This window comes from Clostridium polyendosporum (assembly GCF_018332455.1).
In the GTDB taxonomy this organism is placed as follows: Bacteria; Bacillota; Clostridia; order Clostridiales; family Clostridiaceae; genus Clostridium_AY; species Clostridium_AY polyendosporum.
Genome location: NZ_BOPZ01000003.1, coordinates 138,947 through 151,086, shown reverse-complemented (window position 1 = coordinate 151,086; position 12,140 = coordinate 138,947). Strand labels below are relative to the sequence as shown.

Here is a 12,140-nt window from a genome sequence, read left to right as displayed (position 1 = left end):
TATGGCAAATATTTACGATAAGGCACATGAATTTGCAAAAGAGTTAAAAAATCTACCAGAGGTTATAGAATATAGAAATGCTTCAAAAAAAATTAATGAAGATGATAAACATAGAAAAATGGTAGAGGATTTCAGGAAAATTCAAATTCAAGCTTATACTGAACAAATGCAAAATAATGGAAATATAAGCGATACAACCAAAGAAAAATTTAAAAATATTGGAAGTATAGTGATGATGAATCCAGAGATTGCTCAGTATCTTCAAGCGGAAGCCAAATTTGCAGTTATTTGGGATGATTTATTAAAGATACTAAATGACGCTATAGGCGTGGAACAAATAGTACCTGATTCCAAGTAATTTCATTGACTTTTTATTGATGAAAGATTAGAATTAATCTGATGAAATTGGATACATCAGTATCCAATTTTATTTTGGAATTAAACTTTTGGAGGAATAAAGATGAAATTAACAACAAGAAATGATATAAGAAATATAGCAATTATTGCTCACGTTGACCATGGTAAGACTACCCTAGTTGACGCACTTTTAAAACAAAGTAATGTTTTTAGAGTAAATGAAAATGTACAAGAAAGAGTAATGGACTCTAACGATCTTGAAAAGGAAAGAGGAATCACAATACTTTCTAAGAATACTGCAGTTATTCACGAAGGTATAAAGATAAATATTATTGATACTCCAGGGCATGCTGATTTTGGTGGAGAAGTTGAACGTGTTCTTAAAATGGTTGATAGCGTACTTCTAGTGGTTGATTCATATGAAGGACCAATGCCACAAACAAAGTTCGTTCTAAAGAAGGCATTAGAACTTAAATTAAAACCAATAGTAGTAATAAATAAAATTGATAGACCAGATGCTAGACCAACAGAAGTTATTGATGAAGTATTTGAACTTTTCTTAGAGTTAGGTGCTGATGATGAGCAACTTGATTTCCCAATTGTATATGCTTCAGCAAGAGAAGGTTTTGCAAAATATGAAGTTGAAGATGAAAGTTCAAATATGGAACCATTATTTAAAACAATTTTAAAATATGTTGAACCACCTAAAGGATATATGGATGAACCTTTCCAAATGTTGGTAACTACTATAGATTCAAGCGAATATGTTGGTAAAATTGTAATCGGAAAAGTAGTTAGAGGAAAGGTACAAAGGAACCAACAGGTAGCAGTAGTTAGAAAAGATGGAACGTCAGTTCAGTATAAGGTTTCTAATGTTTATACTTATACTGGTCTTAAGAGAGAAGATGCTGAAGAGGCTGGACTTGGTGATATTATTGCTTTATCTGGTATATTAGATGCAAATATAGGAGAAACTATTGCAGATGCAGCTTGCCCAGAGGCTCTTCCTTTTGTTGAAATAGACGAGCCTACATTAAGTATGAACTTTATGGTAAACAACTCTCCATTTGCCGGAAGAGAAGGAGACTTTGTAACTTCAAGACATTTAAGAGATAGACTTATGAGAGAACTTGAAACAAATGTCAGCTTAAGAGTTAATGAATTATCTCCAGACTGCTTCGAGGTTAGCGGAAGAGGGGAACTACATCTTTCAATTCTTATTGAAACTATGAGAAGAGAAGGTTATGAGTTCCAAGTTTCAAAGCCAAATGTTATATTTAAAGAAGAACATGGAAAGAAAGTTGAACCAATAGAATACTTAACTATAGATGTACCTGAAGAATTCATGGGACCGGTTATGGAAAAATTAGGACCAAGAAAAGCAGAAATGGTAAATATGACATCTGCAGTAAATGGTTATACAAGACTTGAGTTCAATATACCTGCTAGAGGACTTATAGGTTTTAGAAGTGAGTTCATGACTGATACTAAGGGTAATGGTATAATGAATCACGTGTTTGAAGGTTATGAAAAATATAGAGGTGAAATACCAGGAAGAAGCAGAGGGTCACTTGTGGTATTTGAATCAGGTGAGGCAGTTACATATGGGCTTTTCAATGCTCAAGAAAGAGGAATATTATTTATTGAACCAGGTACTGATGTATATGCTGGTATGGTTTGTGGTGTGTGTTCAAGAGCTGATGATATTGAAGTTAATATCTGTAAGAGAAAGCAATTAACAAATACAAGAGCTTCAGGTTCAGATGATGCTTTAAAATTAACACCAGCAACAATAATGTCTCTAGAACAATGCTTAGAATTTATAAATTCAGATGAACTTGTTGAGGTAACACCTAAGACAATCAGAATGAGAAAGAAATTATTAGATCCAACTGAGAGAAAAAGAGCATCTAGAAACAAGTAGTTTATTATTTCCTAAATAAGTATTATAATAAAGTGAATAGCCAGTTTTGGCTATTTACTTTTATATAGGGGTATATTATGAAAAAGTTAGTTAAACCCATGAGACTTGTCTCTATAATTATATTATTTATTTTAGTAATTTCAGGGTGTAGTTATGTAAAATATAAAAAAGCGATTGATAGTCCATTAATAGCAAAAGGTCCAACAATTGAGATTGTAGTAAATGAAGGGGAAACCTTATATGGTTTACTGGAAAGGCTGAAGAGAGAGGGCGTATTAAGAAATTACTATATATCTAAATATTATATTAAAAAGCATAACTTAGGTGCGGAAATTAAGCCTGGAACATATGATGTGTCTATCGATACGTCTTTAGAAAAATTTATAAGTATTTTAAAACAGGGAGGATACTCTGTAAAGTTAACGATCCCTGAAGGTTTTTCAGTTGAAGATATTGCTACTAAAGTTGAAAAAACTGGCTTAGTAACAAAGAAAGAATTTTTATATGCATTAAGAAAATATCCTATCCCAAGGTTTGTAAAAGATGATAATAAAAAAAGATATAATCTTGAGGGATATTTATTTCCAGATACATATACGTTTCAAAAAAATGCTAAAGCTGATGACATAATTCTTGCTATGATAACTAGATTTAATCAAGTCATGAAAGATGTACAAATAGAAACAGGACGTGAAATAAAAGAAAAAGACTATGAAAGAATATTAACAGTAGCTTCTATCATAGAAAAGGAAGCTAGGGTAGAAAAAGACAGAACATTAATTTCTTCTGTAATAGAAAATAGGCTAAAAAGTAATATGATGCTGCAAATTGATGCGACAGTAATTTACTCTCTTGGCCAACATAAAGATGTTGTTACATATAAAGATTTAGAAGTAAAATCGCCGTATAATACATATAAAAACAAAGGACTACCAATAGGTCCTATATGTAATCCAGGAAAACTTTCTATTTTAGCTGCTATAAAACCAGACAATACTAATTACTTATATTATGTTCTTAAGAAGGACAATAGTCATTACTTTACAGCCACTTATAAAGACTTCTTAATTAAAAAGAAGGAATTTGGTTATTAAAATATACAAGATGAACCAATGATGAGTTTTGGAAAATAGCTTCGGCGTTTAATGCTTTTTTTAAAATTCTAAATTTAGTATAAATTTGTGTATCTATATAGTTTTGGAGGAATTTATATGAATGGAATAACACATGACTACATGGAGGAATATCTTAGAGGTCTTATTCCTGAAAATGAAGGTATACTAAGAGAATTAGAAAATTTTGCTAAAGAAAATAACGTACCAATTGTACAAAAGGAAACAGCTAAATTTCTAGAGTTTATGGTATCCATGAAAAAGCCTAAAAAAATATTAGAACTTGGAACTGCAATTGGATATTCCTCAATTTTGATGTATCTTGCATCAGGTTGTGAACCCCATATCACAACTATAGAACGAGATGAAAGTATGATTAGCGTAGCAGAGCAAAATATATTAAATTACAATTTTAGTGATAATATAAAGATAATACAGGGAGACTGTCTAGAAGTACTAGAAAAGTTACAGGAAGAATATGATCTGATTTTTATGGATGCAGGTAAAGGTCACTACAATCATTTTTTACCTCATTGCTTAAGATTATTAAAGGAAGATGGAATAATAATTGCTGACAATGTATTGTTTAGAGGTATGGTTGCTTCAAACGATCTTGTTAAAAGAAGAAAAATCACAATAGTAAAAAGAATGAGAAGTTATCTAGAGATGGTTTCTGGTGATAACAGTCTAATAACTTCTGTTATACCTATGGGGGATGGTATAGCTGTTACAAAAAGGAGGTAATAACATGAGAAAACCTGAAATACTGGCTCCAGCAGGGAGTTTAGAAAAACTAAAAACTGCTATAGATTTTGGGGCAGATGCAGTATATATGGGGGGAAGTAAGCTCAATTTAAGAGCTTTCGCGGATAACTTCACAGATGAGCAAATTAAAGAAGGTGTAGAATATGCTCATTCACGTGGAAGAAAAGTTTATGTAACTTTAAATGTTTTTCCTCATAATGAGGATTTAGAAGGACTAGAGGAATATTTAATTAATCTTAAAGAACTAAATATTGATGCAATTATTGTTTCAGATTTAGCTATTTTTGCAACTGCCAGAGAAGTAGTGCCAGAAATGGAAATACATATAAGCACTCAAGCAAATAACGTAAATTGGAAGTCAGCAAAATTATGGCACGAGATGGGTGCAAAAAGAATTGTTCTTGCAAGAGAACTTTCTATGAAAGAAATAGAGGAAATTAAAGACAAACTTCCTGAAGATTGTGACCTTGAAGCTTTTGTTCATGGGTCAATGTGTATGTCTTATTCCGGCAGATGTTTAATTTCTAATTATATGACTGGAAGAGATTCTAACAGAGGGGCATGCGCTCAACCATGTAGATATAAATATTATTTAGTAGAAGAAAAGAGACCAGGAGAATACTTCCCTGTTTTTGAAGATGATAAAGGAACTTATATATTAAACTCAAAGGATTTATGTATGATAGAACATATTCCAGAGCTTGTAAAAAGTGGTATATACTCTTTTAAGATTGAAGGAAGAATGAAAAGTTCATATTATGTAGCAGCTGTTGTAAAAGCATATAGACAGGCGTTAGATAACTATTGGAATGATCCTGAAAATTATGAGTTTAAACAAGAATGGATGGATAACCTACTTAAAGTTAGTCATAGAAATTATCATACAGGTTTCTATTTTGGAGAGAAAATAAAACAAACATATGAGTCATCTTCTTATATAAGAGATTTTGATATAGTAGGAATAGTAAAATCTTATGATAAAGAAACAAAAACAGCTGTAATTGAGCAAAGAAACAGAGTATTTGAAGGTGATGTTGTAGAAATACTTAGACCTGAAGGCGCTAACTTTGAGGTGAAGTTAAACAATATGCATGACAAAGCTGGTAAAAAAATTGATGTAGCTCCTAGAGCGCAAATGATTTTTACTATTATTTCTGATGTTGAATTAAAAGAAAAAGATATGTTGATAAAGAGTAAGTAATTTGCATAAAACACCTTGCATAAGGCTAGAATCTAGCTAGAGTGAGGTGTTTTTTTATGAACTTTAACAGTAGAAGGGTTAATATTATAAGAATAATGCTAATTTTTCTTTTGGTAGGGTTATTTGGGAGGCTGTTTTACTTACAGAATAAATATAATCCTAAAGCTGTAAATACATCATTTAAAAATAATACACAGCAAGATTCTATTTCACAAACTAAATATCTTCTATTAGACGAAAATGGTAAGGATCTATTAAATTATAACAAGCGTTATGTTGTTGTAATAGATGTAATGTCCTTCAAGTTAAATAGTGCCGAGAATAACTTAAAAAATCTTCTTGCCTTTAATTTTATAATGAAAAGTGAGAAGTCAGACTTTTCATTTAAAGATTTACTAAGTAAAAATGGAAAGGTATATTTTTCTGTAAGTGAAGAGAATTATAATAAGATTCAGCAGTTAAAAGGCATGAAGGGAATGTATATGTTTATCTTTGATGAAGTAAATAAGAGTGAGGCTTGGAAGATAGAAACCATGCTTATCTCTCCATATAAGAACAATACACAAGATAAAAGCGATAAGAAAGAACTTAAAGATAGCGGTACATTAGAGAAAACTATTTTTGATTATACAAATAATAATGTAACACCAAATGTAATGTATAGAATTCAAAATGATTCTACTTACCAACTGCAGGGATATAATATTCCCAATTCCAATATTAATGTTAAGCTTACTTTAAACAAAGATTGGCAGGATACTATTAGAAATATATTAAAAAATGAAAAATATAAAAGTTTTCAGAATGTAGGAGTTGTAATAATAGAAGCAGATAGTGGAAAGGTTAGAGCATTAGTACAAAAGGACGAAACACAGCCTAATATAGCATTAGGAGTTACTAATTACTGTTTTGATCCCGGATCTACATTTAAAATAATAGCAGAGGCTGCTGCAATTGAAGAAAATTTTGATGAAAAAGAGTTGTTTTACTGTAATGGTCAGTATTGCTCACATGCCCATGGATATGTAAATATCCACGATGCTTTTAAATTGTCTTGTAATGAAGTTTTTAGAAAAATAGGCATAGAATTAGGTTATGATAAACTTATAGGTTTGGCAAAAAAACAAGGACTTTTTACCAAAAACTTAGGTTTACAGGATGAATCTCCAGGTGTATTGCCAGAAGAGGATAATAATATAGTTAACATAGCTATTGGTCAGACATTTCTTGTAAGTCCTCTCCAAATGTCTGCTGTTGTTGCTACTGTATTAAATAATGGAGGGTATATTAAGCCTTATATAATTGATGAATTTGTAGATAATAGTGGAAAGATAATAAAAAAGTTCAGTAGTAATGAAACACAAGTTATAAAGTCTTCAACTGCTGCTAAGATAAAAGAAGATATGAGAGAGGTAGTTTTAGATGGAACAGGAACAAATGGAAAAATTGAAGGGATTGAAACTGGAGGTAAAACTGGTACTGCAGAAGCGCCACAAAATAATAAAGAAAATTACCATGGGTGGTTTGCGGGATATTTTAATATGAATGGAAAGTACTACTCTTTGGTTGTTTTTGTTCCTAATATGAGGGAATTTGATAGTGAGCAAGGTAAAAGTGGGAATACAGCAGCAGCTCCTATTTTTAAGGATATTGTCGTTAATTTATTAAAAACAAATTAACAAAAAGGAAACTTTACTATTTGTTAATCATATTATATTAATAAGCACTAATAGGAGGAGCACCTTGTGTTTATTTTTAATTACTTTATTGATGTGATTGGCAACATGGTTCTCTTATCTGGTTATGTTACCGGTAATACTTCTTTTCCTCAGCCACTTGATGAAAAAGAAGAAGAAATTTATATTGAAAAATTAAAAACAGGAGATTTAAATGCAAAAAACATATTAGTAGAAAGAAATTTAAGGCTTGTCGCTCATATTGTTAAAAAGTACTCTTTCCAGAATAGGGATTTAGATGATTTAATATCCATAGGAACAGTTGGATTAATAAAAGCTATAGATTCTTATGATACATCAAAAGGAACAAGACTAGCTACTTATGCTGCTAGATGTATTGAAAACGAAATACTTATGCTTTTTAGAAATAATAAAAAGTCCAAGGGAGAAGTTTTTTTACAGGACCCAATAGGTATTGATAAAGAAGGGAATGAAATTTGTCTGATAGATGTTCTAAGCAGTGAAAATGATTCAGTTTTAGAAGCTGTAGAAAATAATTTGCAAATAAAGTCTCTTTATAATAAAATGAATTCTATACTTACTAAACGAGAAAAAGAAATTATAGAAATGAGATACGGACTTATTGATGGTCATTCCAAAACTCAAAGGGAAATAGCAGGGCTGTTGGGTATTTCAAGATCTTATGTATCTAGAATTGAAAAGAAGGCATTAAAAAAGCTTTTTAAAGAGTTAAATAATAGAAAGTAATTTGTTGGCTAAATTCTTCTATTTAAAGAGGAGTTTAGCCAATTTTGTAGAATAATAATTTTTAAGAACGGTAAATATAAGGGGGAACAAATTATGGTTACGATAAAGAAATTACTTGAAACAACTATTGAACAAGGAGCATCAGATCTTCATCTTACCGTTGGTATTCCACCAGTAATAAGAGTAAATGGTAGTCTCGTAAGAATAGGTGATGATAAACTACTTGCATCAGATACAGAGAGGTATGCAAAGGAGATACTAGAAAGTAATTTTGATATATATGATACAACTGGAGAGTTTGATACATCATATTCTATTGCTGGTATAGGAAGATTTATAGTAAATGTTTTTAAGCAAAGAAATAGCCATGCAATTGCGATAAGAGTTATTTCTTTAAAAGTTCCGACCTTAAGTGAATTAGGTCATCCACCGATACTTAAGGATTTAGCTTTAAAGAAAAGAGGATTAATATTAGTAACAGGTCATGCTGGAAGTGGTAAAAGTACTACTCTTGCAGCAATAATAAATGAGATAAACCAAAATAAGGAGGCTCATATTATTACATTAGAGGATCCAATTGAATTTTTACATAAGCATAATAAATGTATAGTAAATCAAAGAGAAATTGGTAAAGATAGTATGTCCTATCAAAATGCTTTAAGAGCCATTTTGAGGGAGGATCCAGATGTTATTCTTATAGGAGAAATGAGAGATTTAGAAACAATTTCAATTGCTATTACTGCAGCGGAGACAGGTCATTTAGTATTATCTACATTACATACTATTGGTGCTGCAAAGACAATAGATAGAATAGTAGATGTTTTTCCATCCCATCAGCAGCAGCAAATAAGAATGCAGCTTTCATCAGTTCTTCAAGGAATAGTATCACAACAACTTTTACCAACAGTAGATAATAGTAGAACATCTGCACTAGAAATTATGATTAATACTCCTGCGATACAAAGTCTTATAAGAGAAGGTAAAACGTATCAAATAGAATCCTCAGTCCAAACAGGTGGGAAGTATGGAATGAAGACTATGGATATGGCTCTTGCTGAACTTTGTAGAAAAGGCGTTATTACTGAAGAAACTGCAGTAAGTCATTCTGTTGATAAAGACTTACTCACTAGATTAATTACTATGTAACAAAAGGCAACTCTTTTTGAGTTGCCTTATATAATGAGAATGACATATAATCTAGAATGACATATAATCTAGAATTTTTATACATATATTATCTAATGATGGTTCATTATCTTTTAGTGATTTTAGTAGTTGTATTATCATATATTTTTTCATGATAAATCCTCCTTATAAATTTTGATAAGCTTAAAAAACATTTAAGCTATCCAAAGGATTCATCAAATCTGTGAAATAGAGACTTTTTAAATCCCTTTTCACAAGTTCACAACATGGTAAAACCTCCTTACTGAATCTTCTGAAAATATTATACCATAAAACATAAAATCAAATAAAGCTTCGTTATTAGTTACTATACTCATTTATACCCAAAAATCACCATTTTAAATTGATAATATCAAATTTTGTTAATCATATATAGTATTTAACATAATTTTATGCTAAAATAACTATGAACTAAGGGGGAATTATTGATGCATATTATAAAAAACTTACTTCAATTAATTGCCGTTATTTATACAGATGTAGTATTCATAATCTCAATGTATTACCTTATCCTTTCTTTATTTGGTATAATAAGAATAAAATCAAAGAACAAGGTAGATCCCCAAAAAAGTTTTGCCTTAATAGTTGCCGCTCATAATGAGGAGATGGTTATAAGCGATATTATAGAAAGCTTATTTCAACTTAATTATCCAAGAGAATTATTTGATGTTTTTGTAATTGCAGACAACTGTAAGGATAAAACAGCTGAAAAGGCTAGAAATTTAGGTGCTAAGGTATATGAGAGATTTGATAAGACAAAGCGAGGAAAAGGCTATGCATTAGAATGGATGTTTGGTAAAATATTCTCAATGAAAAAGAAGTATGATGCAGTAGCTGTATTTGATGCAGACAACCTTATTTCTAAAAACTTTTTGTTAGAGATGAATGGAATGTTACTTAAAGATTATAAAGTTGTTCAGGGGTATTTAGATAGCAAAAATCCAAATGATACTTGGATTACTGGAAGCTATTCAATATCATTCTGGTCATCTAATAGGATGCTTCAACTTTCGAGAAGTAACCTAGGATTGTCTAATCAGCTTGGAGGAACAGGTTTTTGCATTGAAACTGAGACATTAAGACAATTAGGATGGGGAGCAACATGTTTAACAGAAGACTTAGAGTTTACCTGTAAACTTGTATTAAATGGTCATAAGGTTGGATGGGCTCATGATGCTATTATATACGATGAAAAACCTTTAACTTTAGCTCAATCCTGGGCTCAAAGAAGGAGATGGATGCAAGGATTTGCAGATGTTTCATCAAGATATTTTTGGAATCTTATGAAGAAAGCTTTTAAGGATCGTAGTTTTATAGCTTTTGATTGCGCATTATATAGCATTCAACCAATAATTATAATATTACTCGGAATAGCGATGATTTTAAACATTGTAAATTATTTTAAAGTTGCTCCAGATATGATTATATCAACCATAAATACAATACAAACGACAAATTTTAACTTAACTAAATTAGGAACAGTTATGGTAATATTACTTCAATTTATTTATACGCCGTTTATACTTATATTAGATAAAAAATTTAACTTTAAAGTATTTTTATATTATTTGATATATCCAGTTTTTTCATTAACATGGTTGCCAATCTCTATACAAGGCATACTAAATAAAAATAATAAGGAATGGTCTCACACCATTCATACAAGAAGTATAAATATAAGAGAATTAGAAAAGGCAAATTAAGAAACTCTACTGGATTCAGTAGAGTTTCTTTCAATAAATTACCAATAAAATTAATGTTTAAAAAAAAAGGAAAAATGTTAATTATGTTGAATACTACTATATACTATTAGTATTTAGCTATTAAGGAGGGAAGACAGAACTTAAATGCAGAATATATGTGTAGGAATAGATATTGGGTCTAATAAAATAAGTGCAACCCTTTCAAGTTGTAATGATAATTCTTTTGAAATTATTCAGAGTGTTTATGTAGAGTCAAAAGGATTTTCAAAAGGAAAAATAATAAATTTAACTGAAGCTGCTCAAAGTATAAAAGAGTGTGTTGATTTACTTAAAAAATCAACTAACATGTCTTTTCGTGAAGTATATGTTGGAGTCAGCGCTTTGGGATGTAGACTTATAAGTAGTACTGGTGTTTCTTATGTTAATTCAATGGATAATACTATAGATATGGATAATATAAGAGAAGCTGTAGAAGATTGTAAAAATATTAAGTTATCTGATGATGAAGAAATAGTAGATGTGATAATAGAATCTTTTGTTATAGATGAAAAAAGTAATATACATAATCCTATTGGATTAAAGGGCAAAAGATTAGAAGTTATATCTAATGTAGTAGCTGGTAGGAGAGATTTACTTGATGACTTAAAAGGTGTTGTAAACTTAGCTGGCTTAAAGATTAATGGATTTAGCTTAAGTATAAATGCAGCTAGAGAAATATTCTTAAGTGATAAGACAGAACTTTCATCTATACTTATTATTGATGTGGGATCTGAAACTACCCAGCTTGCATATTTTAAAAATAATACTTTAAAATATTTCTCATTTTTACCTATAGGGGGAGAAAATATAACAAGAGATATATCAGTTTGCACTAATGTTTCTAGAGATGAGGCTGAAAGGACGAAAAAGTTACATAGTATCGACTATTTCACCAAGTACAGAGAAGAAGCTGTAGGGGCTTCTAAATCTAGCACATTAGAATTTGATATTAAACTTTATAAGAATATTGTAAGAGCTAGATTAGAAGAAATTGCTACATTGATCAATGAGGATATTGAGAATAGTGAATGTTTAGATCAAATAGATGCTGTATATGTTATTGGTGATGGAGTAACATATTTTGAGGATATTAGGTATATTATCGAAGATAAGTTGCGTAAAAAGATAGTTATTGTGACAAAAAATCAACTAGGATTACAAAATTCTTGTATTATTACATCAATTGGTATTGTTAAAAATGGTTATGATAGGTTAAAATTAATATGTGAGAAAATTAATAGAGATAATTTAAAAGAGCAATCCCTTCGTAATAATATGAACAGCAATAAGAAGAGCAATATGAAGAGCAATATGAAGAGCAATATGAAAAGCAATATAAAAAAAGAAACTAAAAAGAGAAGAGGATTTATTTATAATCTTAAAAGGATAATTGATGATATTTTCTAAAGG

The 12,140-nt window shown here is 30.2% G+C and carries 10 protein-coding genes; all 10 read left to right on the top strand.

Annotated features, from left to right (window positions below; translation table 11 throughout):
* Position 1: 1 nt before the first annotated feature.
* The 10 genes from CPJCM30710_RS02850 to ftsA all read left to right on the top strand — a co-directional run bounded on the left by CPJCM30710_RS02850 (position 2) and on the right by ftsA (position 12,137).
* Positions 2 to 358 carry a YlbF family regulator gene (locus CPJCM30710_RS02850; RefSeq protein WP_212902663.1) on the top strand — a complete coding sequence of 119 codons (357 nt, stop codon included), beginning with the start codon at positions 2 to 4 and terminating at the stop codon, positions 356 to 358.
* Positions 359 to 460: 102 nt separating this feature from the next.
* Positions 461 to 2,281 (top strand): translational GTPase TypA, encoded by a 1,821-nt coding sequence (gene typA, locus CPJCM30710_RS02845; RefSeq protein ID WP_212902662.1) that lies wholly within the window; start codon positions 461 to 463, stop codon positions 2,279 to 2,281.
* Between the two features lie 77 nt (positions 2,282 to 2,358).
* Positions 2,359 to 3,375 carry an endolytic transglycosylase MltG gene (mltG, locus tag CPJCM30710_RS02840; RefSeq protein WP_212902661.1) on the top strand — a complete coding sequence of 339 codons (1,017 nt, stop codon included), beginning with the start codon at positions 2,359 to 2,361 and terminating at the stop codon, positions 3,373 to 3,375.
* 117 nt (positions 3,376 to 3,492) lie between these two features.
* Positions 3,493 to 4,137 (top strand): O-methyltransferase, encoded by a 645-nt coding sequence (locus CPJCM30710_RS02835; protein ID WP_212902660.1) that lies wholly within the window; start codon positions 3,493 to 3,495, stop codon positions 4,135 to 4,137.
* A gap of 4 nt (positions 4,138 to 4,141) precedes the next feature.
* Entirely contained in the window at positions 4,142 to 5,359 is a 1,218-nt protein-coding gene (locus tag CPJCM30710_RS02830; RefSeq protein WP_212902659.1) for a peptidase U32 family protein, read from the top strand.
* Positions 5,360 to 5,415: 56 nt separating this feature from the next.
* Positions 5,416 to 7,038, top strand: coding sequence for a penicillin-binding transpeptidase domain-containing protein (locus CPJCM30710_RS02825; protein ID WP_212902658.1), 1,623 nt, complete (start codon positions 5,416 to 5,418; stop codon positions 7,036 to 7,038).
* Positions 7,039 to 7,104: 66 nt separating this feature from the next.
* Positions 7,105 to 7,803, top strand: coding sequence for an RNA polymerase sporulation sigma factor SigK (sigK, locus tag CPJCM30710_RS02820; protein ID WP_212902657.1), 699 nt, complete (start codon positions 7,105 to 7,107; stop codon positions 7,801 to 7,803).
* A 93-nt stretch (positions 7,804 to 7,896) separates the two neighbouring features.
* Positions 7,897 to 8,949, top strand: a complete 1,053-nt coding sequence (locus tag CPJCM30710_RS02815) for a type IV pilus twitching motility protein PilT (RefSeq protein ID WP_212902656.1) — start codon at positions 7,897 to 7,899, stop codon at positions 8,947 to 8,949.
* A 467-nt stretch (positions 8,950 to 9,416) separates the two neighbouring features.
* Positions 9,417 to 10,691, top strand: a complete 1,275-nt coding sequence (locus CPJCM30710_RS02810; protein WP_212902655.1) for a glycosyltransferase family 2 protein — start codon at positions 9,417 to 9,419, stop codon at positions 10,689 to 10,691.
* Positions 10,692 to 10,835: 144 nt separating this feature from the next.
* A complete protein-coding gene (gene ftsA / locus CPJCM30710_RS02805; protein ID WP_212902654.1) occupies positions 10,836 to 12,137 on the top strand; it encodes a cell division protein FtsA in 1,302 nt (433 codons plus the stop codon).
* Positions 12,138 to 12,140: the final 3 nt, after the last annotated feature.

Excerpts from the sequence above, each read along its gene's own strand:
- CPJCM30710_RS02850 (WP_212902663.1), top strand. The coding sequence starts at position 2 with ATGGCAAATATTTACGATAAGGCACATGAATTTGCAAAAGAGTTAAAA.
- typA (WP_212902662.1), top strand. The coding sequence starts at position 461 with ATGAAATTAACAACAAGAAATGATATAAGAAATATAGCAATTATTGCT.
- mltG (WP_212902661.1), top strand. The coding sequence starts at position 2,359 with ATGAAAAAGTTAGTTAAACCCATGAGACTTGTCTCTATAATTATATTA.
- CPJCM30710_RS02835 (WP_212902660.1), top strand. The coding sequence starts at position 3,493 with ATGAATGGAATAACACATGACTACATGGAGGAATATCTTAGAGGTCTT.
- CPJCM30710_RS02830 (WP_212902659.1), top strand. The coding sequence starts at position 4,142 with ATGAGAAAACCTGAAATACTGGCTCCAGCAGGGAGTTTAGAAAAACTA.
- CPJCM30710_RS02825 (WP_212902658.1), top strand. The coding sequence starts at position 5,416 with ATGAACTTTAACAGTAGAAGGGTTAATATTATAAGAATAATGCTAATT.
- CPJCM30710_RS02815 (WP_212902656.1), top strand. The coding sequence starts at position 7,897 with ATGGTTACGATAAAGAAATTACTTGAAACAACTATTGAACAAGGAGCA.
- CPJCM30710_RS02810 (WP_212902655.1), top strand. The coding sequence starts at position 9,417 with ATGCATATTATAAAAAACTTACTTCAATTAATTGCCGTTATTTATACA.
- ftsA (WP_212902654.1), top strand. The coding sequence starts at position 10,836 with ATGCAGAATATATGTGTAGGAATAGATATTGGGTCTAATAAAATAAGT.